This window comes from Paenibacillus glycanilyticus NBRC 16618 (genome assembly GCF_004000805.1).
GTDB lineage: Bacteria > Bacillota > Bacilli > Paenibacillales > Paenibacillaceae > Pristimantibacillus > Pristimantibacillus glycanilyticus.
The window spans coordinates 1-26,858 of record NZ_BILY01000059.1 but is presented as its reverse complement, the minus strand read 5'-3'; the positions used below and the strand labels follow the sequence as shown (position 1 = coordinate 26,858).

Below are 26,858 nucleotides of genomic sequence, written 5' to 3'. Positions count from 1 at the left end.
TAGGGCTGTCTTTTTTTTGTATCAAACCAGCAACTACGATTGGAGAACGCATGAATTTGAAGAGTGGATAGGTTAAAATGGAAGGATAACGCGAAAAGGCAGGTACTTAGATGAAGATAGAATTTACGAAGGTCCATACTGCAGATCAGATAACGCTTGTTGCCCGCCTGGCGGGGCAAATCTGGCGTGAGCATTACGTATCCATGATTACCATCGAGCAGATTGACTATATGATCGAGAAGTTTCAATCCGTATCCGCGATTACCGATCAGATTCGAAATCAAGGATACGAATATTACTTGCTGCAGCAACAAGACGGCTCTGCAGCCGGCTATTTGTCCATTCGAGCAGATAACGGGAAGCTGTTCTTAAGCAAGTTTTACGTATCGAAGGAACACCGCGGCCGCGGCTATGCCAGTCAAGCCATGGCATTTATTGAGCAGCTGTGCAAAGAACGCGAATTAAGCCATATTTGGCTGACGGTTAATCGGGATAACGCATCCAGTATCGCGGTTTACGAGAAAAAAGGCTTCGTTAACGTGCGTGAGCAAGTAGCGGACATTGGCAATGGCTACGTTATGGACGATTTCATTATGGAAAAGGAAATTGCATTCGTGTAAGATCGGAGGTTTTCACTTGCCCGTTATCGTACAAACTCTTGTTATTCATGCGCCAATTGAAATTTGCTTTGATCTTTCCCGCAGCATTGAGATCCATATGGAGTCCACTTCTCAAACCAAGGAACGAGCGGTGAGAGGCAGGACAAGCGGGTTAATCGAACGAGGGGAGACCGTCACCTGGGAAGCTACTCATTTTGGCGTCCGCCAGCAGCTTACGGCAGTGATTTCGGAATACGAGCGGCCATACCGGTTTGTGGATGAAATGGTCAGCGGAGCTTTTAAACGATTCAGGCATGAGCATCGATTTGAAGAGCGTGATGGCGGAACGCTTATGACGGATATTTTCGACTATACCTCACCGCTTGGGCCGCTTGGCAGGATAGCGGATGTCCTATTTTTACGCTCATATATGGAACGATTTCTAATGCAGCGGAACGAGTGCATCAAACGGCAAGCCGAAAAACATTGGAATCAGAAAATAAGGTAACAGAAAATATATTATGTTAACTAATGATTGATGCGAATATAGAAACCCATAAGGGGGATACGCAACATGGCATCTCATGACCGGATTAAAATCCCGCCGGGATTCTGGATCGGCTTGCGTGAAATAGGCTTTTCCGTGCAAGAGATTGCGGCTAAGGCGCAGCTGACCTTAGACCAAATCGAGAAGCCGGAAGGGGTTACTCCGACGCAATATTTCGCGATATGGCAGGCGTATTCCGAGCTTGTTGGCGACATATCCAAGGCGGTTGTTAAGCTTTCAACCGCATACGAAACAACGCAATACCCGCCGTCTATGCTGGCCACCTACCATGCCCGGGACTATCGTGATGCCCTAAAGCGAATGGCAAAATATAAACGGCTTTGTCCACCCGAAAGTCTGCATATCTCGGAAGAGGGTGATAACTGCCATATTCAGCTAAGCTGGTCAGATCAACAGCAGCCCGGTCCGCCAATGCTTGTGGCGATTACGCTAGCGACGCTTGTGGAACTTGGCCGGAGAGGAACGGGCCGGCAGATCAACGCCAAGCTTGTTGAGTTTTCTTTTCCGCTTAACGATGACGGTACGCTTGAGGCTTATTTTGGCTGTCCTGTCCGTTTTGGCGCGGAACAGGATCGATTGACGCTGAGTCGCAGCGATTTGGATTGGCCATTTCTCTCTTATAACGAAGAATTGCTCGAAATTCTGACGCCTGCGCTGGAGCGCACTTTAGATGAACGGAAAAACCGGTTCTCCCTTGTTCAAATCATCGAAAGAATAATTAAACGCGATCTGGCAGGCAGTCGTCCTGATATGCTGATCATCGCCAGGGATCTGGGCATGAGCGAGCGAACGCTTCAGCGCAGGCTTTCGGAGGAAGGGACAAGCTTTAAGAAAATTTTATCTCATGTCAGACATGAAATGGCGCTGGCTTACTTGAAGGATTCTACCCTTGAGATTCATGAAGTAGCCTTTTTAATCGGATATGAAGATCAGAACTCGTTCTACCGGGCATTTCGCTTATGGGAAGGGGAGACTCCGGCGAATTGGCGTGGCCGGCATGCCGATGCCTCCTGTTCCTTGGCGCGTTAAGCAAGAAGATTGGCGCGGGGAACTAGTTACCTATCCCTCCGGACAAGGTAGTATATTCTCTATCCCCAAGCAACAAAGGAGACAGAGAATATGGATATGCGATTAACGAACAAGACTGCGTTGGTGACAGGTTCGACCAAAGGAATTGGCAAAGCCATTGCTATAGAGCTGGCAAGGGAAGGCGTTCATGTGTTGATTAACGGCCGTAACGTAGAAGAGACAGAGAAAACCGTACAAGAGATTAAAGCGTTATTCCCTGCAACCACTCCGCAAAACGCGGCAGCCAATCTTACGGATAGGAAGCAGCTGGAAGCCTTGTTTGAGAAGCACCCGCAAGCGGATATTCTAGTGAACAATGCGGGCATTTACGAAATAATGGCTTACGAAGACGTCAGTCATGAAGTCTGGGAGCGATACTTCCATACGAATGTGCTCGCAGCCCATGATTTATGCAAGCACTATATGCCTGGAATGCTGAGCAACGGCTTTGGCCGCATTCTTTTTATTGCAAGCGAAGAAGCGCTTATGCCGTCAGGTCAAATGCCGCAATATGCGGTGACCAAATCGATGTTATTGTCCTTATCCAAAAGCTTATCCAAATTAACCGCAGGCACGGAAGTAACGGTGAATTCCATTATGCCGGGACCAACCCTTTCCGAAAACGTGCATCAGATTATCGAGCATCTGTATTCGGATGAGGACATCCCGTTTGCGGAAAAAGAGAAAAGATTCATGGCCGCAAATCTTCCCCAATCTGAAATTCAGAGATTCATCAGGCCAAGCGAGATTGGCAGATTAGCTGCTTTCGTCTGCAGCCCGGATGCTTCTGCGTTTAAGGGTTCGCCTATCCGGATGGATGGGGGAATGGTTCCGACTATTTTCTAATACGGATAACGAAAAACGGCTGCCGCAAGCGAAAGCTTGGGCAGCCGTTTTTTTTTATGCTTTGGGCTCGCTAATATTATACTTGGCTTTCTCTTCATCGCTTAACGTATAGAAATGCGTCACGCTGCGGAGAAACGTTGTCCCGTCCGCGATTTTGACCATATCGTCATTGTAGGCAATGATCGGAAGAGGCGGTCTTAACCGCATCCGGTCCTGATAGACGATAACTGGCTCCTTGGAAGCCATCACTTTCCGGATCTCTTCATCCGTTTTCAGCTCATTTGCAGCTGTAATGTGAGGGGTTTCAATCATGGATAATTATCCTCCTAAAAGTTTACTTCACAAGCCTTCCTCGCAACATCGGCTAATCAGACATTGAATACTAGCATGTCCCTTTGACGGTAAGAACATTCCTGAATTTCCTGAATGTCCGAAAAACGTCTCGGCGGCAAGCTCCACGCTTTACAGCGGTACGACGACATCGGGTTGGGTGGACGTGCACGGTTCGTATACCGCGGCTAATACGGCCAAGGTCCGCGTCTATACGTACTTCATAGATAGGTCTGCTTACCGTATTCGGAATGAAGGATCCCAGTCATCACATTCTGCCGCTTGCCGTTATTTTTATCATAATCGCATGGAATACCTATATTAACACCGTTTATGTAGGCGAAATTATTCAGAAGGTATGGGGGAAAGCTTCGTCTTTTTATCTGAATCATTGTCCCGGTTCTGTTATTTGGTCTTGGATTTGTGCGTCAAAAATGGAAAGCAGCGCACCAAGCCTCTTAATTGGATCGTAAAATATGCAGCCGAGCCTATCGGACGATTGCTTGAATGATATCCCGGCATTGTTTGGTCTTGCGGAGGGATAGGAACAGGTACGGGGACTCTATTAGTTAACCATACTCTATATGGTATAATAGAGGAATATTTCCTATCTTAACGAGGAGCCTTTGAACTGATGCCTAATCTTACAAAGCTATTTATCAGCTCCGTTGCTCAGGATGCACTGACACCGCTAAGAAACCGGACATTTGAAGAATTTACCTTGCTGGGCCACCAGCCGGAGATGTATGAACGAACTTTCGGGCCGTGGCCGATGGATGTGAGCGGGGTAGAGCACTGCTTGAACAAGGTCAGGGAATCCGATATTTTTTGCTTGTTCCTTTATAATAAAGGCGGCAGTATGACCGATACCGGCTATACGGTCACTCATCGGGAGTTCTTAACGGCTCTTAACGCAGGAAAAACGTTATTTCTCTATGCGGAGCCTACCATTACGAAGAAGTACTTTATGTCCGTTCGCCGGGTCGTGTACAGCTTTATCGAACGATACAGGCAAAGTCATCGCAGAGAGCCGTCCAATCGCGAGTTAATGGATCATCTTGAGCTGACAGCGGAAGCTCAGCCCTCTGAAATTCCAAGCAAATACGAAGTGGAGCCGTATATTTGGGTCATGCTTTATGACATTATCGACAGACACGGTAAATATATGCTGGACATGCCAATTGGAGTAGGTATTGATTGGAAGCCGGTTCTTAGCGATATATTAAGAGAAGGGGCTTCTTATTTCCCGAAAAAAGCGGAGTACATGGAAAGTATCGATACGCTTGCGGCGCTAGTGGAGTTTTCCGAATTTGTTCAGAAAGTTGTAAAGGACCATCTCAAAATCCGGGAGCTGTCACAGCTAAGGCTGTTATTGGCAAGACTTCAAGGCATTATTAAAGGGGCGGAGATCAAGCAGCTACGCATCCATGATCTTACACTCGGCAAGCTTCGAAATTGTACGGCGATCTGTCTGTTTCAGCATAGCAATGACGTATTGTCATGCATCGAGGCCGCAGGAGACACGGCCGGCGGTTATTCTTTTCATGTGAGCGATCCTAACTCTTACGTATCTTTCACCTACAATACAAGAGCTGAAGGCGAGCCCGTACTGTTCTATACGGAGGCCAAGCGCATGTTCTACCTTCTGTACAAGGTTGGAGAGTACGTGATCTCTTATCATTTCCCAGAAGAAACAAAATGGAACCAAAATATGTACGTGGACTACACGGATGATATAAAAAATGGTATACTGATGGCACATTCCAATGTAATGATTTTTGATTTCATCCATTCCGCCTTGAGGGGGTTGCAAAAATGAGCTTGAACAAAATTAAGATGCGACGGGTTCAGAACACGGACCATCCCAAATATACGATTCATCCTGATTTTAACCCTGCAACCAAGGTCGTCATCGTGAACAAGGGAATTACGATTGGTTTAACGGGAAGCAAATTGCCCGAGCTGCCGAAGGATTCGGTTTTGTTTGTCGATACGAATCGTACAGACACCTACACCTCCCGCAATAAGCTGCAGCGGATGAAAGAACTTAATCAGTCCTTAAAGAGCTCAATCCTCGTATCAGAGGCTTAATAGAAGAAATTTAAACAAGGACCCGCAGCTTGCGGGTCTTTTGCGTAAATATCGGGTAATAACATTCTGAACATGGAGGGGACTAACCCGTGGACGAAGTAACCTTTAACCAACAGAACATGTTCGCGCATGTTTTTAATTATGCTCCGATTGGAATCGCATTGATCTCACTGGATCAAAGATGGATTGATGTTAACCCGGCTGCATGCCAGATCCTCGGATACAAGAGGGCGGAGCTGCTGACGATGGATCCCACCGAGCTCATTTTCTCTTCGGGCACAGACGATCTATGCTCAAAGTTTGGGGAGCTGCTGGAAGGGAAAATCTCGACCTTTAGTCTGGAGAAGAAATATCTGCTTACGAACGACGATATCGTATGGGTATCCCTTCATATCTCGCTTGTTAGAGAAGGCGCCGACGGGAAGCCTTGGTATTATATCGCGCAGATCGTAGACATCACCGCAACCAAGATGACCGAGCAGAAGCTGCTGGAATCGGTAGAGCGGTATACGTCTCTGAAGAAATACAATCACGATACGATTATCTCCTTCGACTTGCAGGGCAAGATTATCGGCGGTAACGTGATGGCGGAAAAGCTGACCGGACGTCAGGTATCGGAATTAATCGGGACAAGCATTGCCAGCGTTATCGGCGAGGACAGTCTGGCGCGCATACTGGCCGACAATGAACCGTATACCGAGATTGAAAGCTCGATCAACCATCTTCTGCATGTCGATGGATCTTATTTAGAGGTTCTCGTTACGATCGCGCCTATTATCGTAAATAACCGAAGTATCGGCTTCTATTTGCTGATCAAAGACATTACGGAACAGAAAAAGCTGCTGATCGAGAAGGAAACGGCCGTACGAACAAATGAGGTAAAAAGCGAATTTATGGCGATGATGAGCCACGAAATACGTACTCCGATGAACGGAGTGATCGGCATGACGGATTTACTTCTCGATACGCCGCTGGATGACGAGCAGAAGGAGTATGTGACGATAATCCGTAAAAGCGGAGACACGCTGCTTGGCATTATTAACGATATTCTTGATTTTTCCAAAGTGGAATCCGGCAATGCGGAATTAACGGTGGAGCCTTTTAATTTAAACGAGGCGATCGCGGAAACCTTTGATACCTTAATGCCCAAGGCGATGGAAAAAAACCTGGAGTTCAAAGTATGCATCAAACCTGGAATTCCGCAAAATATTATTGGCGATTCACTCAAGATTCGTCAGATAATGCTGAACTTGATCGGCAATGCCATCAAATTTACGCCAAGAGGTTCTATCGGCGTCTCCGTAGACAAAGCCGAGGCCGAAGGCGAGTACGTCAGACTTCATTTTGCCGTGAAGGATACAGGGATAGGAGTTCCGGAGGACAAGGTGCCTTATTTGTTCGAGCCGTTCTATCAAGCGGATCATTTTATGGTGAGGCAGGAGGGCGGAACCGGTCTAGGGCTTGCCATTACGCGTAAGCTCGTTCAATTAATGGACGGCCAGATTTACTGCGAGCCCAATCCTGGAGGAGGAACGATATTCAGGTTTCATATTCTGATCCAAGCCGAGCTGCTGCCGGCAATTCCCTTACATGAATCCATTACGGAAAAAGCACCGCAGCCGGAGGAGGAGCTATCCATTCTGATCGCGGAAGATAACGAGGTTAACCGGCTTGTGTTAATCCGCATGCTGGAGAAACTTGGCTATCGACCAAAAGCGGTATCCAACGGTGCCGAAGTTGTGGAAGAGGTCCGCAGGAAGAAATACGATATCGTATTTATGGATATACAGATGCCGGTTATGAACGGAATGGAAGCTTCAAGAATTCTGCGCAAGACCATTGAACCGGGTAACCTGCCGTACATCGTTGCCGTTACGGCTAACGCGCTAGTTGGCGACCGGGAGCGGTATATGAGTGCGGGGATGAACGAATATATAAGCAAGCCCCTGCACAGCTCGGCTATTCTTACCGTGATTCAGAAATGCTTGGAAGGCAAGCGCAGGAAAGTAACGAGTTAGCTGGCTTTATAGTAAATGATAAAACCGCGCTGGTGCGCGGTTTTTTGCTGCTTCTTTTAAGTGAAAGCATCATTGTGCTGCGCGTAATACCGGTGTAAATCTGCTATGAAAACGTTACTAATTTATGCGGTATTTTGAGCAGACTGGTTGTGCTATAGTTGTCGCATTCGAACAGATAGATATGGAGGATGCGTAACGATGATTGGAAAAATCAATTTGGTTGGCACTTGGGAGCTTCAACTGGACGAAGAAAAAACAGGCTTGCAGGAGCCCTTTAACGATACCATTGCTTTACCCGGAACAACATCGCATGCAAGAAAAGGAAAGCGCAATCAAAGCGTAAACGTTGATTACCTCACCGATGAGTATGCGTTCGAGGGCTGGGCTTGGTTCTCCCGTAAATTCGATATTCCGGCAGGTCTTGCAGGAGCCGGTGTTAAGCTGTACCTCGAGCGTACGCGCGTAACAACGGTCTGGATCGACGGGGATGAGCTGGGGACGCGGAACAGCTTAAGCGCGCCTCATCTATATGAATTAGAGAAGCCGCTGACCGAGGGCAGGCATACGATAACGGTCCGGGTGGATAATACGAGCTATCCGACCAAAGGCGGGCACATGACGTCGAGGGACACGCAGACCAACTGGAACGGGATAACGGGCCGCTTGGAGCTGCAGTTTTACGGTATGGCATTTCTGGAGGATGTAAGAACATACCCCAATGTTCCGGATCGGTCGGTAACCGTCAAGGCCAAGCTGGTGGGCGCATCCGCAGGAACGGTCAACGTATCAGCGGTATGCGCAAACGGTGTTAGCCGGCATGAAGCGGTGGCCAGAACTTACGACGTCTCTGGCGGGGATTTCGAGCTTTGTTATCTGCTGGGAGAAGAAGCGCTCCTCTGGAGCGAATGGTCGCCGAATCTGTATACCTGAAGCTCGAATTACGGCAGAATGACGTAACAACGGACATACATGAGTCGACCTTCGGCTTGCGGTCATTCCGAGCGGAGGGCAGTTCCTTTACGATTAACGGCGCAAAAACTTTTTTGCGCGGCAAGCATGACGGCTTGATTTTCCCGCTGACAGGCTTTGCTCCAACAACGGTGGAAGAATGGCTGCAGGTGCTTAATACCGCCAAGTCTTACGGAATCAACCATTATCGGTTTCACACCGCCTGTCCGCCTGAAGCAGCCTTTGAAGCCGCGGATTTGCTCGGCATTTACATGGAGCCGGAGCTGCCGTTCTGGGGCACCGTAACGGACGAGACGTACGATAATCATAATGAGGAAGAACAGCAGTACCTGATCGAAGAGGGCTACCGGATGCTGAAGGCTTTCGGCAATCATCCTTCCTTTGTTATGATGTCGCTTGGCAATGAACTGTGGGGGAGCAAGGAACGCATTGACGGAATCTTAAAAGATTACAAGGCGTTCGACAGTCGTCCGCTGTATACGCAAGGCTCGAATAATTTTCAGTTTGTTCCCGTCATCCTGGAGCACGAGGATTTCTATTGCGGCGTCCGTTTCTCCCGAGACCGTTTGATCCGGGGTTCATACGCGATGTGCGATGCTCCGCAAGGACATGTGCAGCTTGGACCGCAAGGCACGCTCACCGATTATGATGATGCGATCCTGCCGCAACCTGGCATGGGGATTATCGGAAGAGCCTCCGGACAAAGCGGAACGATCCAGATACAATACGGAACGGAAGCGAAAACCGTTGAAGCAGATGCGGCCGTTGGCCAACTCATACCGCATATACCGGTTGTTTCCCATGAAATTGGACAATATCAGACGTATCCCGACTTTAACGAGATTGCCAAATACACAGGTCCACTTAAAGCGCGTAACTTTGAAGTATTCAAGCAGCGGCTGGAAGAAAAGGGATTGGACCATCTCGCGGAAAAATACCATGCTGCCTCCGGCCAGCTTGCGGTCGACAGCTACAAGGAAGAACTGGAAGCCGCATTCCGCACAAAGCAGCTGGCTGGCTTCCAGCTGCTGGACCTGCAGGATTTCAGCGGGCAAGGAACCGCGCTTGTTGGCGTGCTGGATGCTTTTATGGAATCCAAGGGGCTTGTATCTCCCGAGGTATGGCGGACCTTCTGTTCGGATGCGGTACTTCTGGCTAGGTTCGCAAAGTTCAATTACAAAGCGAAGGAATCCTTCGAAGCTCTGATCGAGCTTCGTTACCTGAGACCGGAACCTCTTCCCGGGTTTAAGCTGGAATGGGCATTGGCAGCAGGGGAAGCTCAACTGGCCAGCGGGGAAGCGATTGCTTCGGCCCATTTGTCAGGAGATTATGTGGATATCGGACGGATTTCGTTCAGCATGCCCGATGTACGGACGATGACGAAGGTATCCCTCCAGCTGCGCATTGCCGGCACCGATATCCGGAAATCTTATGATCTGTGGATTTACCCGGATGGAATCGAAGCCGACGACAGTGGGTTAAACCTGTTCGACGGGCTGACCTCAGAAGCGGCTGCGCTGCTTGAGAAGGGTGAACGCGTTCTCATCATGCCGCATCCCGCGGAGCTGGAAAATGCCATTGAAGGAACTTATTGCGTGGATTTCTGGTGCTATCCGATGTTCCGGTCAATCTCGGAGAGCATGAACAAGCCGGTACCTGTTGGTACAATGGGACTTCTGATCGATATGGACCATCCCTTGTTTAAGCTGTTCCCGTCCGAGATGCATTCCACGGAGCCATGGCGCCAGATTGTGGAAAACTCCGTCTCCATCATTATGGACGGTACGGACCGGGATCTGCAGCCTATGGTACAAACCATCGATAACTTCGAACGCAACCATAAGCTTGGAATGGTGTTCGAATGCAAGGTTGGAGCGGGAAGCCTGCTGGTCTGTACCGTGGATGCCGAGCAAGCAGGGCAAACAATAGAGGGACGCCAGTTCCTGCACAGCTTATACCAATATGCGAAATCCGAACACTTTAAGCCGCATGCAACTCTCGAGTTGTCTAGATTGCGGGAGCTTCTGCGTTAGAAGCATAACAAACGTAAATACGCCTGCTGCCGGTTATGCCGGGGCAGGCGTATTTGTGATGCAGAGGGGTTCTATGAAAGTTAGAACTGATGACGAACTGGCAGACGGGTTATTATTTTGTTCAGACGCTGGATAATACGCTGGAGAAAGGAGGAGTAGAAGATGAGCAGAAATGTAATCACAGCCCTATTTGGGCTTGTTGCCATGTTATGGACGTTAGGATTCATAGTGATCCACCCCTATTCACCTTCTTCTACGAACGATATTTACTTAATCCCTGAAGGGTATGAAGGAGATATTAGGGTGAATTACAACGTTCAAGGCGCACCGTTACTCCTGAAGGAAGGGAAATATGATGTTATCCCTGTTGGGACAGATGGAATCTATAACACCTCGAAACCTGAAATGGAATATGGCCTTGTAACGGATCTCTATTTCTATGTAAACGCAGCCGGAGAGCGTACTCCGATTGATAAGCTATGCGTGTGCGTCAAAGGCAATGGGTCTTCCGAAATCGGTTCAACGGTTACTGGACATACGGATCTAGCCGTAACCCGGACGAAATGCGGAGAGGATTTCATGGCGTGGGGGAAGTAATCCCGATCGCATTGCGTTGTAATTGGGAACAAAGTCCAGTTTTAGTTAATTTCTTCTTATTTATGATTCGCGGACCAAATAATCGAGTATGATTTGGGAAGGGAATTAGCCGGCGTTCATGGGGAGGCCGGGTAAGGAGTGATGAATACGGATACGATATGGCGGATCCGAAGCATGGTTAGAGGTTACGCGGAAGCAGTGTACCGATTCGTCCGAGAAATACCTAACAGATATACTTGGCTGACAAAGATCTATGCGGTCTGGTGCTGGATATCGCTGCTGCTGTTTATCGCGGGATTATTCCTGTATCGCGATTCGCGTACGATGCTGGTTCAATATTTATGGTCATTTTACGTGCTGCTGCAGTTCTGGCTGTTATGCCGCAGCAAGACCTTTACCTGGAAAAAGACGGCCATGTTTATGCTTCTTGGAATCTTTCTTGTTATCCCAGTCACGGCATGGACACTGATGGGCGTACATGGGCTGGTAGGAGGCCGTACATCGGACACTTGGTCACAAGCGGTTATTACTCCCATTGCGGAGGAAATATGGAAGCTGCTTCCTCTTGGCTTGTATTTATTATTCTCGCGGCGGGCATCTGCCATGAGTCTAAGCGATTATATGCTAGCCGGAGCGGCATCCGGGGTGGGCTTTCAGCTGATGGAGGAGCTAAGCCGAAGATGGCTAAATTCCGGGATCATCGGGCGGACATACGGCTACAGCACAACGATGCTGGGCGGGGAAACCATCCACTGGGATTTCTGGACGTTATTTCCCGGCCGATTCGAAGAAAGCATATTCCCGACCATCATGACCGTCAGTCACCCTGTACATACGGCAATGGTTGCATTAGGGTTGGGGCTTGGGGTAAGATACCGCAAACGGCTGACCCATTGGATTTTTACTTTGCCTGTGCTCCTGCTGGCATGGTCCATTCTGGATCACGCCGCCTATAACGGGCAAAATTCTTTGCCGGAATGGTTCATGACGATAAGCGAGTGGACCGGCAGCGGGTATCATACGAAAAATGTTTTTCTATTGATGCTGTTATTGGGCATTGTTCTTGATTACATCGCGCTTAACCGCGTAAGAAGCCAGCTACCGATGATGGCAGGGGAACGATTTCTTGATCCTCTTAGCGAGATGATTCAAATGTGGAAAGCCTTCTTTGCGAAGAGGGAAAGCTTTTCCACGGTTATGGCTTTGACACGGGAACGGCGGGAGATGGGTTTTTCGTTGCTCTATGGGAATGCCGAAGCGATATCCGTTCAAGAGGAATTACGCATAAGGATGCTGCATCACCACAAGGTGGCTGCAGTGCTTGTTTTGCTATTGTTAGGCATGGGCATCGTCGCGGGCTTTACTGCTTATTGGCAAGGACATATGCAGGTTGAACCCTCTGCCTGCTTCTCCTGTATGTTCGATTCGCTGCAGAATTGGTGGGACCGTCTCAGCTTAAGGGAAAAGGGAGCGATTCTCCTAGGAGCTTTTTCTCTCGCGCTTCTGTTTGTGGGCTTTTGGCCGGCGCTGGGCTTTGCCTTTACCGCGATAAGCATTCCTGCCAGCGGCCATGAAATAGCAAAGGACATTCGAGATCCGAAGAGGCTGCTTACCCCAGAGAACGCCGCTGCCGCGCTGATTGCGCTGGCTCTCAGCCGAGTGCCTTTCGGGCGCTTGGCTAAGAAAGGCGGAGAGCGTCTTGAGAAATGGCTGGAGAAGCTGCTGAAGCGCAAGGGTAAGCCTGAACCGGACATCCCGCATAAAAAGCCGGACGTTGACGGGCCGAAAGAGAAGCCTGATAGCGGCAAACCGGAAGAGAAGGAGTCTTCCAAGAGCCCGGAAGAGGAAGATTACGTTCATTGGAGCAAGGCCAAATACAAAGGCGTTGAACTGTATGACAGCCGAAACGGAGCTTTGGGCGAGTTCGACGGCATCGACGTTGAGAACGGTATTTTCTATGAAGCGAAATCAGCCGAAGGCTTGAACCGTATTCACCCGAAAACCGGCAAACCGCAGCAGACACCTCAGCAGTTCACGGATAAACAGCTATACCAGAAAACTAAGACCCGGATTAATAATCTGATGCAAAAGGCTGTAGGCACGCGCACGACGCCTGACGGGACATCCGAGATCCCAAGCTTGGAAGATATTAAAAGCATTCGCCGCTTTCAGTTTCAGCTTGACGGAGACACGCCGGAGCTGCGAGCCGCCGCGGAAAACAGCTTGAACCGGCTGCGTCAGGAGTTTCCCGATTACACATTCTCAATCAGATTTGGAGTGAAATAGACATGTCCATCAGCGCATTTATACTTGATCCTGAAGATGAATTCGAACGTGCATTTATGCTGCCGGTTGCTACGGAAGCATTCTATAAGCAGTACTGGGAGCCGGCAACCGAGGAACTGGGACTCCAATGGACGGCATTGTTCCAAGGAGGGACGGATGTCGAGTACGAAGATGTTCCCGCCATCCTGGAGGAGATCGGTAAGCTGAAGGAGTGGGTAACCGTTAAGATGGACGGAGAAGCGCAGGAGCATATGCTGCGCAGGCTGAAGCTGCTGGAAACGGGACTTCCGAGTGCCTTTCGGCGCGGGGACACGGTCGTGCATATCGGTTAAGACGAGAGGGAGAAAATGATGGACCCAAAGATAAAAGCTTTGTTTCTGGACGAATATGCGGAGGAGGGTGCGGCAAGGTACGGCGTTAAACCCGAAGAGCTGACGTTTATCGGGGGCTTTCAAAATTTTATTTATTCCTATTGCCGCAAGGACAGGAAATACATCCTCCGGTTCACGCCAAGCACGCTTCGTTCTCAGGATGGAGTATCGGCCGAACTGGAATGGGTTCGTTATTTGGCACGGCATGAACTGTCCGTATCCGTTCCGGTGAACTCGATGGAAGGGAAACCATTCGAACAAATCGATGGGAAAGAAATTTCGTTCTACGCGAGTTCGTTTACCTATGCGCCGGGTCGCAGGATCGGATACCCCGAATGTCTGGGCAATCCCTTCCTATATGAGCAATGCGGGCGTATTACCGGCCGTCTTCATGAACTGTCCAGATTGTATAGGCCAACTGGTGCATGCAAAAGACATACATGGGAAAAGAATGAATATCTGCTCCATGCCGAGGACTATTTGCCGCAAGATCATCAACCGATTCTTCAGGCGCTCCAAGAAATGAAATTAGAACTTGCGAGACTGCCCGAAACCCCGGAGCAATTCGGACTTATCCATGGCGATATCAATGCAGGCAATTTTATGATTGATGAGGCAGGAGAAATGACGCTTTTTGATTTCGACGAATGCCAATACAGCTGGTATACCGAGGATATTGCGATCCAGCTCTATTACTTGCTTTATGTGTTTGGAGAAGATTCGAAGCCGGAACGAAAAGAACAATACGAGCTGTTTATGAAGCATTTTGAACGGGGCTATACGGAAGATGGCCGCCAAATGCCCCGCAATTGGAAGGAGCAGCTCGGGTTATTCTTGCGGCTTCGGGACATTATCGTCCTGGTAGGCATGCATAGGAGCTGGGATTTAGGTCAACCTGACGACTGGACGCGGGATTTTCTGAAGGATAGCTGGGAGCGGATAACGAACGGGAAATCATTGATTGACGGCTTTTGATGGATTGAAGGCTGAAAAATAAATTGGAAAATACATGCAGTTACTGATATAGTACTATTAATTGTCATTTTCATAGAGGAGGCAGGCGATGAGATTAGCGGAAGCGCTTGTTTTGAGGGCGGACTGCCAGCGGAAAGTAGCGCAGATTAAGCAACGGCTGGAAAGAGTCATAAAGGTTCAAGAAGGCGAGAAGCCTGCGGAATCACCCGCGGAGCTGCTGAGCGAACTGAAGAAGACGCTCGGAGAGCTGGCTGTCTGGGTGAAGAAGATTAACAAGACCAACTCTTTAAGCGCCTTTGATGCCAGCGCAACATTGGCGGAAGCATTGGCCGAACGTGATCGGATCATGCAGCATCGCAATATTCTAAATGAACTGCTCGGCACGGCATCCATCCGGCAGGAGCGCTACTCGAGGCAAGAAGTGAAATATTATACGACGGTTGAGATCTCCGAACTCCAGAGCGAGGTTGACGAGCTGTCGAGGAAATACAGGGAATTGGACTTTAAGATTCAAGAGAAAAATTGGAGCACGGATTTAATAGATAACTAATCAAGTCGGTAACCGAAATCATACAGGCGAGTACAACCCGCCAACGGGTAGTTGGACCTCCGATGCAGGTGCTGGGCCATGCCTGCAAAACATCATGATTTAGCCCGATATTGTAACAAGAGTGCGAGTAGCACGCAACTAGGCCGTATTTTTTTAATTGTAACTACCATGTACTGATGTATGAACGCGGTGAGGGCGGGTTCGGGGACTTTATTAGGGAATAAGAAAGACAGTCGGCAGACGCTGACTGTCTCTTTTTTTGTGTTATAAGAAGACCTAAAAATACCATGGATACATAATACAATACATAATTTTTCAACATAAGTCTATTACTTTTTTGGCATTAATTGTATCGTATTAAAGCGGCCGCAATATAGGAAAGGGAGGAAGCCTTGCATGATCTCGCTTCGAAAAATTACGTTGGATAACCGTCGTGACATTTTTAATCTGGAGGTAACCGAAGATCAGAAACGTTATGTTGCTTCGAATCTCTCAAGCGTAGCTTCTTGTTATGTACTTGCTGTTAATGGAGGAGCTCCGTTTCCGCTTGCTATTTATGCGAATGAGCAGCCTGTGGGATTCGTCATGATTACGTATAAAATAACCGGCTATGATCTGCCGTCCTTTGCTGGAGACAGCTATTGCATCTTGCGACTGATGATCGATGCGAAGCATCAAAACAAAGGATACGGACGGGAAGCCATGGCGAAAATATTGGCGTTTATCCGAACCTGCCCGGCAGGACCCGCTCGTTATTGCTGGATTCCGTACAAGAAAGAAAATACGCCAGCAAGGAAGCTTTATGAGCACTTTGGCTTTCGGGATTGTGATGAGGTCCTCTATGAAGAGGAGATAACCGTTCTGCAGCTCTAAATGAGGAGGGTTTCTCATGGACTACAATAGATATTTGGAAGAGGCTTTACGATTCTACTCTTTTGATGAACCGGCGTTTGAATTCATCCGTCATAACGAAAATATGACTTACAAGATCACGGATAAAAGTGCCCGTTATTTGCTGCGGCTTCATAAGCCGATAGCCCGCAATATGGAAGGGACTCAGACCACGCCGGAAGCAATCCGCTCCGAACTCGCTTTTTTGCTCGCTTGGTCTGCGCATTCCGATCTGCCTGTACAGACTCCGGTTGCCAATAATAACGGGGAACTGGTGACAATGATTCGAATCAGTCAAGAAGAGATCCCCTGTACCGTCCTGCAATGGATTGATGGCGATGTCTTGTCAATGCAAGAGATGAACAGCGAGGAAGAAGCCCGTACCCTAGGTACTCGAATCGCGATGCTCCATCGATTCTCGCAAAGCTATGAGGCGGGACCGAATTGTATCCGGCCGGCATATGGAACGGAATGGATTCATTCCATGATCCTGAAATTGCGGGGCGGAGAAGAGCGGGGGATTCTCTCCGGCAAAGATTTTCACATTCTCGAGCGGACGATGCGGTTGATGATCGAATGGATGACTTTATGGGAAACGAATCCCGAAACCTGGGGCTTCATTCATGCGGATATCAATAACAGCAACTTGATACGTTCACCCAAAGGAGTTTCAATGATTGATTTTGGTTTGTCGGGATACGGGTACTATGCGATGGATCTCGCTATGGGCGCTTTACTCGTTGAGAGCAAGCATCGGGATGCCTTGCTCGCCGGCTACGGCAGCCGCATGACAGGATGGTTGGACCACGCTCGGCTAGAAGCTTTTATGTTTCTTGCAATCGTTGGCTATTATACCTTTGTATTAAGCCAGCCCGATAAGTTAAGTTGGATTGAAGATCATATTTCCGGGCTGATTGAGCATATCTGTCTGCCGCTGCTAAGCAGCCAAAGAGTGTTCTATACGATCTAAATAAAACACAACTATAGATGATTTTTACCAACCGGCATTTGGTTATAAATGGTAGACTATTGAGGAGAATGTAAGCCTGGGAGAGGATCTATATGAATGAAATGATAAACGAAAAATTATTAGAAGCGGATATTTCATCGTTGCAAGCAGCGATGGAAGCGGGCGAATTAACGTCAGAGGCATGCGTACGCTGGTATTTGGAACGCATTGAACGGATAAATCCGACTTTAAGAGCCGTACTCGAAGTGAATCCCGATGCCATCTCCATTGCGCGGGAACTGGATAAGGAACGGTTGGCGCTTGGTGCGCGAGGACCACTTCACGGTATTCCGATTCTGCTTAAAGATAATATCGATACGGGAGACCGGATGCACACCAGTGCGGGGTCCGTAGCTCTCGCGGAGCATGTTGCCCCGTCGGATTCAGCTGTGGCCGAGCAATTAAGAGGAGCAGGAGCCGTCATTCTCGGAAAGGCTAATATGACGGAATGGGCGAACTTTATGTCCGGCTCCATGTGGGCGGGATACAGCTCCAGAGGCGGACTTACCTTGAATCCTTACGGACCGGGCGAGCTGTTCGTAGGTGGATCAAGCTCCGGGTCGGGCTCGGCTGTAGCAGCTAATCTATGCGCGGCTGCAATCGGAACGGAAACATCGGGCTCCATTATCAGCCCTTCCTCGCAAAATGGCATTGTTGGGATGAAACCAACCATAGGTCTTGTCAGTCGGAGAGGGATCATACCGATTACTCATAGCCAAGATTCGGCTGGGCCAATGACCCGGACGGTCAGGGACGCCGCGATTTTGTTGGGGGCAATGACAGCCTCGGATCCGGATGATTCAGCTATGCATGATGCTGGGCGAACAGCGCATACGGATTATACGAGCTTCCTGGATGCCAATGGCTTGCAAGGTGCTAGGATTGGTATACCGCGGCATTACTATCAAGGTCTTGATAGCGCGAGAGCCGAAATCATAGAGCGGGCAATCGCAATGTGCGCTGAACTTGGGGCCGTTATCGTTGATCCCGTAACAATGCCTTGCGAGAGCGCGAAATGGGATTGGGATGTTATGCGTTACGAGTTCAAAAAAGGTCTCAACGATTATTTAGCCAAAGCCGGAAGCGGCGCATTCATCCGGACTTTAGACGAACTAATCGAGTACAATGAGGCCCATCGCGATACGGCTCTTAAATACGGGCAAAACGTACTGATCTGGTCGAATGAAACGAGCGGAATGTTAACCGAGCCCGAATATCTCGAAAGCCTCAGGCTTAACCATGAAACCGCGCGGAAGCAAGGAATTGACCATGCTATAGAGGCGCATCAGCTTGACGCCTTGCTGTTCCTCGGCAACGAAGAAGGGCTCGATATTTCCGCGCGTGCGGGTTATCCCGCCATTACCGTTCCAGGCGGTTACGCGGAGATGGGCATTATCGCTGAAGGAGGCTATACGACCAAAGGTCCGCAGGGCATCACGTTTGTCGGTACGGCCTACAGCGAACCGGTGCTCCTCAAGTTAGCCTATGCTTATGAGCAGGCAAGCAAATACCGACATGCACCGGCCGACCCGGTCTAATCTTTAGGCCTTCGATTGTTTCAATTGCGCGGAACGGGCTCGCCGCCAGCTCATCAGGACCAAAGTTAAGGCAATAACCGTTAAAATAATTCCTAATATGCGAAATCCGGTGAAGCTGAACTCTCCTCCCATTACAATGCCGGTCAATAAGGACGAAATGATGGTGCCGAGATATCGGGAGGTATTAAATAGGCCGGCAGCGACGCCAATGATTTCTTTTGGCGAGCTGTCGAACAAAGCCGTCTGCATGCCCACGCTGTTCAGTCCGTTGCTTATTCCGAAGGCAGCTAAGGCTATACAGACGCTTATTACGGGCGAATTTTCATTTAATGTCACAATCCATACGGAACCAAATACCATTAGAATCGCTGACACGAACAAAGCGGGCCGAGGTCCGGATTTGTCGATCCATTGGCCTGCAATCGGGGAAGCGACAAGCGAGCACAGCCCTAAACTAAGCATCAGCATGCCGGTGTGGAATTCGCTGACATGCCGTACGATCTGCAAGTAAGACGGTAATCCAAAAAATAACGAGTAGAACAAAACGTTCACGAGTATGAATTGAACATTAACCCAAGTCATCGCCGGGTATTGGGCAATAGTCCGTAACGGGATAAAAGGAGATTTTGCTTTTAGCTCATGTCTGGCAAAAGCCCCCAGCGATAAAAGTCCAATTAATCCGATAACGACGTAACTAAACGAGACCTGCCCGGAAGATTTTGCGGACAATAATCCAACAAGCAGAGCAACCAGTCCTGCGGTAAATAGCAGAATCCCTGACGCATCGATCAGTTCAAGCCATTTGCGGAAGGTAAGTCCGCGGACGGGAGAAGTCTCCGGTTTGTCCTTGGGAATGGTTCTCCACGCGAGCAAGTAGCTGGCAATAGCAAACGGAATATTGACGAAGAAGATCGCCGGCCAATCCCACCAGTGGATGAGCACCCCGCCAACAAAGGGACCAATAGCTGCCGCGCCGGATAAAAAGATGGACAGAACGGACAGCGCGGCAGCCTGCTTATCCGTTATATAGATACGGACAATAGCCATGCCTACGGCCACCATCATGCTTGTGCCTATCGATTGAATAACTCGGAACACGATCAGCCAACCAAAGCTTGGCGACAATGGCGCTAATAGCGACGCTAGAAAAGCTACAACAAGACCGTTTAGAAAAATATTTCTTCGGCCGAATAAGTCGCTGGCTCTGCCCATTACGGGCTGGGCAACAGCGCTCGCAATATAGAAAGAAAATATGATCCAGGAAACGCCGGTATAATCAAGCTTGTATTCAGTTTGAAGCCTTGCCATTGCCACGGAAATCATGGACGAATTTAAAGGGTTCAGCAGAATCCCTAATCCGACGGCAATCATAAGCCACCTATTGCGTGTATTCAATGAAAGTCACTCCTCGATTAATCTTGCATTTATCGTACGGTATATGCGTCATTTATTCCAACGCATTTCATGTTATAATTTCATGGACTTGAAGGAATAAACGGATGGTGATTTTCATGGAGCTTCTACAATTGCAATATTTCTTGACGGTAGCCCGGCTGGAGCATGTCACCGAAGCCGCGCGGCATCTGCATGTCACGCAGTCGTCGCTTAGCAAGACGATTCAACGCTTGGAGGAAGACTTAGGCGTACCACTATTCGACCGGGTAGGCAGAAAGCTGCGTCTTAACGAATCGGGCAGCCGATTCCTGCTGCGTGCGGAGCGGGCTTTATTCGAGCTTGACCAGGGCAAGCAGGAGCTGAACGATCTGTCCAGCTCGGAACAGGGGACGATCGAACTTGCCGTAAACACGGCCAGCATGCTGCCTAGTATCCTCCGAGAGTTCCGGAAGAAAAAGCCGAATATCCAGTTCCACGTGCAAATGCTGACGACGCGGGAGATGGTGGCGCATCTTCATCGGGGAGATATTGATTTCTGCTTGTCTTCGCCGTCCCTGGAAGGAGAAGATATCGAATGCCAGATCTTATATAGAGATCCTATCCTTATAGCGGTTCCCCAATCGCATCGTCTGGCAGGGCGGAGCAGCGTATCCTTATCCGAGCTGAAAGAGGAATGGTTCGTTGGGGTGAAGAAGGGTTACGGTACCCGTGATCTGGTAGACTCTATATGCAAAAAAGCCGGCTTTGAGCCCAAGTTTGTCTATGAAGGGGATGAGCCTGCGAGAATTAATGCGCTTGTGGAAGCCGAAATCGGCATTGCGTTTATACCGGGCACGGCTAGAAATCAAAACGGACAGATTGTTTATCTACAAGTAGAAGAAAACGAGCTCGTGAGGGAAATCGCTTTGTTATGGCATAAGAGCCGTTATGTATCGCGGGCTGCTCAATCCTTTCGCGAGGTTGTCGTTGACTATTTCGAGAAATTATTAAAGTCAAATAATTAATGCAGCTAATTATAGTTGACCATAGGAGGATTATTCATGTTGAAATTATTCGAGTATAACTGGCAGGTACGAAAAGATTGCTTCGAATGGTGCCGGGACGTCTCCCAGGAAGAGCTGCTGAAGAAGCGGACTGGAGGAATAGGAGGCATTCTTCATACCTTGTTTCATATTGTGGACGTGGAATACAGCTGGATCCAAGGACTGCAAGGGAAGCCCGATTTCACGGAACCGTTCGAGTCTTATGCCAGTCTTGAACAGGTCATGGAGCTTTCGGATCGATTCCACGAAGAAGTCCGGTCGTTTGTAACCGCATGGACCGATGACATGGAGATGAAGGTATTGTCCGATGTATACCCGAATGGAGACCCTATCAACTTCAAATACGGGGAAATCATGCGGCATGTCATTTCTCATGAAATACACCATATAGGCCAATTATCGGTATGGTCGAGAGAACTAGGAAAAGCCCCTGTGACCGCTAATTTTATTCGCCGGGGATTGTTCGGCTAATTACGTACCCTAATAGGAGGCATGATGAAACGAAAACCAAGCGGGTTTAAAATCTTCTTGCTCGTTATTTGTCTTTCCGTCATTTACTTTGGGGTAAACGGAGGGTATGCCTTTAGCAAAGCGAATGCCTTGAAAAATTCCAATATGCTTCATGGCGGTGACTCCGTCTATGAGATCACATCCGGTACAAACACCATAGTCATATGGCATGCAGTCCATAAGGATCAAGTCGTTCTTGTGAAGAAAAAATGGGGATTATTGTACCGTGTTGAAGATGTATCCCAAATGTATCCAAGCGTAAGTGAACCAAAAACCTTGTTCCGGACGTGGTCCGCACAAATGAACGGCAAGAAAAGATATGAGGCCATTATCGCTGCTCAAACGCTTGATCCGAAAGTGAAAAGCATCGTTGTCAGTAATGACAGCAAGGATGCGGATATCGCTGATCATATAGAAGAGATTAAGAATTCTTCCACTTTTTTTATAGAATTGCCTGTAACGAATGGGTATGCGGCAACCTATCAAGTATTAGATCCCGGTGTATCAACCGGTTTTGTGTTTAGAACTCTGGATCAAAATGGATCCATTATCTCGACGTCGCGTTGATAAATGTCATAAGCGTTCAATAAGACGGCCAGTAGTTTCATTCTTAGCTGTAGCGAGGGGCAGAGGTTTTATGATTGAAGTGTATTTGGATGGTGCCAGCGCCGGAAATCCCGGGCCCAGCGGCGCAGGCATTTTCATCAAGAATAACGGGGAGGTTGAACGGCACTCCATTCCGTTAGGGGTAATGGACAACCACGAAGCGGAGTTCCGTACCTTTATTCTCGCTCTTGAGTTATGTATCCGCAAGGAATATAAGACGGTATCCTTCCGGACGGATTCCCAGTTCGTGAACCGGGCTGTCGAGATCGAGTTTGTGAAAAACAAGAAATTTGCGCCGCTGCTTCAAGAAGCGCTTCGGCTGACGAAGCAATTTGAGTTGTTCTTTATGATGTGGATTCCAAGCTCCGAGAACAAATCGGCCGATCAATTATCCCGGGCGGCTATTCGCGGCAACTAGCGGATAGCGTTGGCTTGTTGCCGGTATAGCGTAGGAGCTATGCCTGTCTTTTGCTTAAAGAGATTCGAGAAATATTGCGGGTCCTCATAACCAAGATGTACGGCAATTTCACTAACGGGCAGCTCCGTGTCTTGCAGCATCATTCTCGCAATGTCCAGCTTGCGCGTCAGCACGTATTGATAAACGGTGCTGCCGGTATGCTGTTTGAAGATACGGTTCAGCTGCTTGAAGGACAATCCCATTTGATGGGCAAAATCCTCCGATTGGAAGGGTTCACCGACCAGCTGATCCAGATAAAGCTTCATTCGTCCCATCATAGGGGAGGTATATTCGGCGGCTTGCTTCACGGATTTCTGCAGGGCAATGAATATCTCCGTGCTGCTAAGGATTAAGGAGGTTTGCGTATCCATGCCATCTTCGGTCTTAAGTTTTGCGGCAGCAAAGCCTTTCAAGAACAAAGCTTCAATATCAGCGTTTGGAATATACGGGGTATGAAACAAATGGAAGGCTTCGAGGAGCGGGAGACTATTGCCGTGGAGATTGTACCAGTAATACGTCCATGGATCGCTTGAATCCGACAAGGCCGTTACTTCATGCTTGCTGTCTTTCCTCAAAATAAAGGCGTCGCCCTTACCCAGGCGATGCTTCTCCGAGTTAACCTGAATTTCTCCATGTCCGTTTATCACATATCCAAGCACAGTGATATCTGCTTTATTTCGAATATTCTTATAGGTCGGCGCGCAAATATTCATTCCGATCATCGGGATGTATACCGATAAATCCGGAGAATACGGCAGTGCGTGGATATCGCCATATTTATGCTGCTCACGGTTATCATCAGTATGTGCCATGTCCATTTTCCTCACTTCACCTTCCTTTTCCTCTATGTTCATCTGTCTACGAAAACACTATCATGAATATGAATTCCAGTCCATATCCGCATGGGAAGAGTAGGCGGAAGTCTGATAGATGAGGGAGAGAAATCGTATGAACCAGAGGGCCTTAATTACCGTAAACACTGAAACACCTTCCAAGCACCGCTTGAATCCTTATATTTTCGGCCATTTCGTGGAGGACATCCGCGATCATATGGATGCCATGTTAGCCTTTACGCTGAAGGACATGGACTTTGAGGACGAAGCCGATGCGCGCGGCGTATCCTCAGGCTGGTATGCCGTAACCAATGGCAAGAATACGGAATATACATTGGAGCCTGCCGCTCCGCGGCATTCCGGCCATAGCCAGCGTATTCGGATTTTCAGCGCGGACCGCTGCTACGGCGGAATTGGTCAACAGGTCAGTGTCGAGGGCGGCCTTCCTTATCGCATTAGCATCGTAGCGCGTGCCGCTATGGATCTTCGGGCTGCTGTCTGCGAAATTGTCGACCGTGCTTCCGGTGAGGTACTGAGCCGCACTGAAGTTGGGCTGCGGGGACATAAGTGGAACGAATATAAATTAGAGTTGATTCCTGACCGTTCGTGCGAAAGGGCGGAGTTCCGTATTCTGCTCTCCTCGGAGGAAGAAACCTGGCGTGACGGCATGGGATCGGGCATGCTGTGGCTGGATCATGTGTCGATGCTTCCTTCGGACAGCATAGGTTACGTAAAACGGGAAGTCGTAGAGCTGACCAAACAATTAAAGCCGGGAATGATGCGTCTCGCGGGTAATTATATCAGCGCGTATCATTTTGAGGACGCCATTGGCCCCGTACTGGAACGGCCCAACATGATTAACGAAGCATGGGGCGGCTGGACCAACAAATATTTTGGAACGGATGAATTCCTTGCATTCAGCCGGGATACGGAGACGGAGCCTTTAATCTGTGTCAATGCGGGAACGGGTTCACCTGAGGAAGCAGCGGCTTGGTTGGAATATTGCAACGGCAGCGTAGACTCGGAGTATGGCGCGCTGAGGGCTCGAAACGGCCATCCGGAGCCTTATGGCGTCAAGTATTGGGAGATCGGGAACGAAATTTACGGACCATGGCAGCATGGGCATTGCACGGCGGAGCAATTCGCGCATCGGTATAACCGTTTTGCGGATGCGATGAAAGCGGTAGATCCGGATATCGTGCTTCTGGCATGCGGCGATTGCGATCCCGAATGGAACCGGACGGTGCTTAGCCTTTCGGCGGACAAAATGGACATGCTGACGCTGCATATTTATCATGGCTTCGGCACGGTCGGAATTACGCCTGACACGCCAAAAGAAGAACGGTACCCGGCAGTGATGTCGTTCCCTGAGGTAAGCCGTGCCGCAATCAGCAAGACGGAAGAGATCATTACCGGCAATCCCGCCTATTCGCATGTGAAGCTCGCGATCACGGAGTATAACACGATGTATTATCCGAACACGATTCGAGCAGGGCGCCCGATGGAGCATACGCTGGAGGCCGCGGTAGCCAACGCCGCAAACCTGAACGAATTTATCAGGCAATCCCATCTGATCGAAATCGGCAGCTACTCCGACCTGGTCAACGGCTGGCTTGGCGGATGCATTCGGGTTGGGGATTGCTATGCGGATCAGTACCGGGGCAAAGAAACAGGCTGGAGCGGTCGCAGCAGAACGGTATACGGCACGCCAACCTTCCATGTGATGAAAGCCTACGCGAATCACGACATCTCTCGTGTATTGAAGGTGCATACGGACAGTCCAACCTTCGATTGGCCATCCGGATCGAAGCGGTTTGGACTCGATCCAGGGAATTTGCCGGCGCTTGATGTGGCAGCCGGTGTTAATGAATCCGGCAGCGTGTTAACCTTGTTTGCCGTTAATCGCGGGCTTTCAGCGGTTGACGCTGAGCTGGCTATCGGTTCGTTTGCGGACTCCGGAGTGGCGGCAATATGGGAGTTGTCCGGCAATGATTATGAGTTAATCAACGATGTATTTGAACCGGAAGCCGTAACGGCGGAGGAGGGCCTTCTGAAATTCCAAGATGGCAAGCCTCTGCTGACTTTGAAGCCCCATTCGGTGTACGTCATTGAGGTGCGCAAGTGAATAAGGGGTGTCGGGAAGAGCTTCCGGGTAATCCGGGGGTTCTTTCTTTTTTATTTAGCTGTGTTAACGATCATTGCCATGCTACAATATTTGGTAATGATAAGCCATTTTTCGAGGAGGCCTTATACCGGAATGAATGTTCAATTAGCAGAGCGGAAAATCGCGGAATGGGCGTCAGCAAACGCTGCAGCGCTTGGAATGAGCCCGGAACGCATACAGGCTAGTTATATTTATAACCCGGGAGGCTTCGGCAACTTGTCTATCCGGTTAACGGATGGAGCCTCGCGTCTTCACGTTAAGCTTGCACCTCCTTACAAACGGGCAAGACTGCAGCAGTGGGCGAAAGTAAGCAACTATTTAGCCTTGCACTATTCCGCACCTAAGCTCATTCATGAAATCAATGAAGAAGTAGTGCCGGGTTATCCGTATGGACTTGTTTTCGAATACATAGAAGGAGCGGTTCCGCTTGCCGAGCTTCTTAACGCGAATGAGATCCGATCCGCCGTGCTGAAGATCATTGCCAAGCTGCACCACGATGAGGAGCTTCGCGAGCAGCTTCCCGTGACGGCGACCCGATCCTATGACGAAGCTTTCGAAGAGGAATACCTGAACCGCTTTTCGGAGGATCTGGACGGAATCCGGGAATCGAGGGAGCTTCTGAAGGATTTTGTGACGGATGAGACCCTGACCTGGTTTGGGGAAGAGATAGAGAAATTGAGGGGAATCATCTCACAGACCCCAGCTTTTCAAAAGGCGGCTGTCGATGTTGTCCATAACGACTTGAATGGCAATAACGTATTGGTGCGGGGAGACGGCTCGTTCCGGATTATCGATTGGGATGATCTGACCGGACAAGGAGATGCGGCGATGGATTATTCCGTGCTCCTCTGGCCGCTTGCCGATGATCCTTCATGGCCGAATTGGAGGGAAAAGGTACTTGCAGCTGCCGGAGATGGCGTTGTCGAACGGCTTGAGCTTTATTTTCGAGCTAAGCTTCTGGATGATGTCATTGATGTTCTCGCCGATTATGTTGAAGCGGAGCAAGTGCCCGAATTTAGAGAAGAAGCCCAGCGCAAATCAAAAGCTATTCATCTGTCCTCTTATCCCAAGTATCTTGCTAAATATGAAGCTAACTCGTAAAAGCCGCCAA

26 protein-coding genes are annotated in these 26,858 nt (G+C 49.0%); 23 read left to right on the top strand and 3 right to left on the bottom strand.

Translation table 11 applies throughout. From position 1 onward, the window contains the following. Positions 1-110 precede the first annotated feature (110 nt). The 4 genes from PGL01S_RS29005 (at position 111) to PGL01S_RS28990 (ending at position 3,081) form a co-directional block, all read left to right on the top strand. A complete protein-coding gene (locus tag PGL01S_RS29005; RefSeq protein ID WP_127498933.1) occupies positions 111-620 on the top strand; it encodes a GNAT family N-acetyltransferase in 510 nt (169 codons plus the stop codon). A 16-nt stretch (positions 621-636) separates the two neighbouring features. Beyond that, positions 637-1,107 (top strand): SRPBCC family protein, encoded by a 471-nt coding sequence (locus tag PGL01S_RS29000; protein ID WP_127498931.1) that lies wholly within the window; start codon positions 637-639, stop codon positions 1,105-1,107. Between the two features lie 66 nt (positions 1,108-1,173). Beyond that, the gene (locus PGL01S_RS28995) at positions 1,174-2,196 is read left to right on the top strand and encodes an AraC family transcriptional regulator (RefSeq protein ID WP_127498929.1); all 1,023 of its coding nucleotides are present in this window, start codon (positions 1,174-1,176) and stop codon (positions 2,194-2,196) included. Positions 2,197-2,286: 90 nt separating this feature from the next. After that, positions 2,287-3,081, top strand: coding sequence for an SDR family NAD(P)-dependent oxidoreductase (locus PGL01S_RS28990; protein ID WP_127498927.1), 795 nt, complete (start codon positions 2,287-2,289; stop codon positions 3,079-3,081). Positions 3,082-3,135: 54 nt separating this feature from the next. Here PGL01S_RS28990 and PGL01S_RS28985 read toward each other — a convergent pair whose 3' ends face one another. Further along, entirely contained in the window at positions 3,136-3,393 is a 258-nt protein-coding gene (locus PGL01S_RS28985) for a hypothetical protein (RefSeq protein ID WP_127498925.1), read from the bottom strand. Positions 3,394-4,045: 652 nt separating this feature from the next. Between PGL01S_RS28985 and PGL01S_RS28980 the strand changes: the two genes are divergently transcribed. The 13 genes from PGL01S_RS28980 to PGL01S_RS28925 all read left to right on the top strand — a co-directional run bounded on the left by PGL01S_RS28980 (position 4,046) and on the right by PGL01S_RS28925 (position 18,739). After that, a complete protein-coding gene (locus tag PGL01S_RS28980; protein ID WP_127498923.1) occupies positions 4,046-5,230 on the top strand; it encodes a DUF4062 domain-containing protein in 1,185 nt (394 codons plus the stop codon). Beyond that, a complete protein-coding gene (locus PGL01S_RS28975) occupies positions 5,227-5,502 on the top strand; it encodes a hypothetical protein (protein WP_127498920.1) in 276 nt (91 codons plus the stop codon). The genes PGL01S_RS28980 and PGL01S_RS28975 overlap by 4 nt, the downstream gene beginning before the upstream one ends. A gap of 89 nt (positions 5,503-5,591) precedes the next feature. Next, positions 5,592-7,520, top strand: a complete 1,929-nt coding sequence (locus tag PGL01S_RS28970) for a PAS domain S-box protein (protein WP_174806618.1) — start codon at positions 5,592-5,594, stop codon at positions 7,518-7,520. A 198-nt stretch (positions 7,521-7,718) separates the two neighbouring features. Then, positions 7,719-8,450, top strand: coding sequence for a beta galactosidase jelly roll domain-containing protein (locus PGL01S_RS31365; protein WP_244935807.1), 732 nt, complete (start codon positions 7,719-7,721; stop codon positions 8,448-8,450). Beyond that, positions 8,426-10,522, top strand: coding sequence for a DUF8487 domain-containing protein (locus tag PGL01S_RS28965; protein ID WP_244935806.1), 2,097 nt, complete (start codon positions 8,426-8,428; stop codon positions 10,520-10,522). The genes PGL01S_RS31365 and PGL01S_RS28965 overlap by 25 nt, the downstream gene beginning before the upstream one ends. A gap of 162 nt (positions 10,523-10,684) precedes the next feature. Next, positions 10,685-11,119 (top strand): DUF6843 domain-containing protein, encoded by a 435-nt coding sequence (locus PGL01S_RS28960; protein ID WP_127498918.1) that lies wholly within the window; start codon positions 10,685-10,687, stop codon positions 11,117-11,119. A gap of 141 nt (positions 11,120-11,260) precedes the next feature. Beyond that, positions 11,261-13,405 carry a PrsW family glutamic-type intramembrane protease gene (locus PGL01S_RS28955; protein WP_244935808.1) on the top strand — a complete coding sequence of 715 codons (2,145 nt, stop codon included), beginning with the start codon at positions 11,261-11,263 and terminating at the stop codon, positions 13,403-13,405. Positions 13,406-13,407: 2 nt separating this feature from the next. Continuing rightward, positions 13,408-13,737 carry a hypothetical protein gene (locus PGL01S_RS28950; RefSeq protein ID WP_127498916.1) on the top strand — a complete coding sequence of 110 codons (330 nt, stop codon included), beginning with the start codon at positions 13,408-13,410 and terminating at the stop codon, positions 13,735-13,737. Between the two features lie 15 nt (positions 13,738-13,752). Further along, positions 13,753-14,751, top strand: coding sequence for a phosphotransferase enzyme family protein (locus tag PGL01S_RS28945; RefSeq protein ID WP_127498914.1), 999 nt, complete (start codon positions 13,753-13,755; stop codon positions 14,749-14,751). An 88-nt stretch (positions 14,752-14,839) separates the two neighbouring features. After that, the gene (locus PGL01S_RS28940; RefSeq protein ID WP_127498912.1) at positions 14,840-15,301 is read left to right on the top strand and encodes a DIP1984 family protein; all 462 of its coding nucleotides are present in this window, start codon (positions 14,840-14,842) and stop codon (positions 15,299-15,301) included. Positions 15,302-15,697: 396 nt separating this feature from the next. Beyond that, positions 15,698-16,174 (top strand): GNAT family N-acetyltransferase, encoded by a 477-nt coding sequence (locus PGL01S_RS28935; RefSeq protein ID WP_127498910.1) that lies wholly within the window; start codon positions 15,698-15,700, stop codon positions 16,172-16,174. Positions 16,175-16,190: 16 nt separating this feature from the next. Next, positions 16,191-17,162 (top strand): phosphotransferase enzyme family protein, encoded by a 972-nt coding sequence (locus PGL01S_RS28930; RefSeq protein ID WP_127498908.1) that lies wholly within the window; start codon positions 16,191-16,193, stop codon positions 17,160-17,162. 92 nt (positions 17,163-17,254) lie between these two features. After that, entirely contained in the window at positions 17,255-18,739 is a 1,485-nt protein-coding gene (locus tag PGL01S_RS28925) for an amidase family protein (protein ID WP_174806617.1), read from the top strand. Positions 18,740-18,742: 3 nt separating this feature from the next. Here the strand turns inward: PGL01S_RS28925 and PGL01S_RS28920 are convergent, their stop codons facing one another. Beyond that, positions 18,743-20,134 (bottom strand): MFS transporter, encoded by a 1,392-nt coding sequence (locus tag PGL01S_RS28920; RefSeq protein WP_127498906.1) that lies wholly within the window; start codon positions 20,132-20,134, stop codon positions 18,743-18,745. Positions 20,135-20,250: 116 nt separating this feature from the next. Between PGL01S_RS28920 and PGL01S_RS28915 the strand changes: the two genes are divergently transcribed. The 4 genes from PGL01S_RS28915 (at position 20,251) to PGL01S_RS28900 (ending at position 22,711) form a co-directional block, all read left to right on the top strand. Continuing rightward, on the top strand, positions 20,251-21,138 hold the full coding sequence (locus tag PGL01S_RS28915; protein WP_127498904.1) for a LysR family transcriptional regulator: 888 nt from the start codon (positions 20,251-20,253) through the stop codon (positions 21,136-21,138). 36 nt (positions 21,139-21,174) lie between these two features. Beyond that, positions 21,175-21,648, top strand: coding sequence for a DinB family protein (locus PGL01S_RS28910; RefSeq protein ID WP_127498902.1), 474 nt, complete (start codon positions 21,175-21,177; stop codon positions 21,646-21,648). Between the two features lie 21 nt (positions 21,649-21,669). Next, positions 21,670-22,254, top strand: coding sequence for a hypothetical protein (locus tag PGL01S_RS28905; protein WP_127498900.1), 585 nt, complete (start codon positions 21,670-21,672; stop codon positions 22,252-22,254). Positions 22,255-22,324: 70 nt separating this feature from the next. After that, positions 22,325-22,711 carry a reverse transcriptase-like protein gene (locus PGL01S_RS28900; RefSeq protein WP_127498898.1) on the top strand — a complete coding sequence of 129 codons (387 nt, stop codon included), beginning with the start codon at positions 22,325-22,327 and terminating at the stop codon, positions 22,709-22,711. On the opposite strand, the gene PGL01S_RS28895 is transcribed toward PGL01S_RS28900, so the two are convergent. Next, a complete protein-coding gene (locus PGL01S_RS28895; RefSeq protein WP_164775625.1) occupies positions 22,708-23,562 on the bottom strand; it encodes an AraC family transcriptional regulator in 855 nt (284 codons plus the stop codon). The genes PGL01S_RS28900 and PGL01S_RS28895 overlap by 4 nt on opposite strands. Positions 23,563-23,698: 136 nt before the next feature. Between PGL01S_RS28895 and PGL01S_RS28890 the strand changes: the two genes are divergently transcribed. Together PGL01S_RS28890 and PGL01S_RS28885 are read left to right on the top strand one after the other, a co-directional pair. Continuing rightward, positions 23,699-25,708, top strand: coding sequence for an alpha-L-arabinofuranosidase family protein (locus tag PGL01S_RS28890; protein WP_127498894.1), 2,010 nt, complete (start codon positions 23,699-23,701; stop codon positions 25,706-25,708). 132 nt (positions 25,709-25,840) lie between these two features. Continuing rightward, a complete protein-coding gene (locus PGL01S_RS28885) occupies positions 25,841-26,848 on the top strand; it encodes an aminoglycoside phosphotransferase family protein (protein WP_127498892.1) in 1,008 nt (335 codons plus the stop codon). The last annotated feature ends 10 nt before the right edge of the window (positions 26,849-26,858 follow it).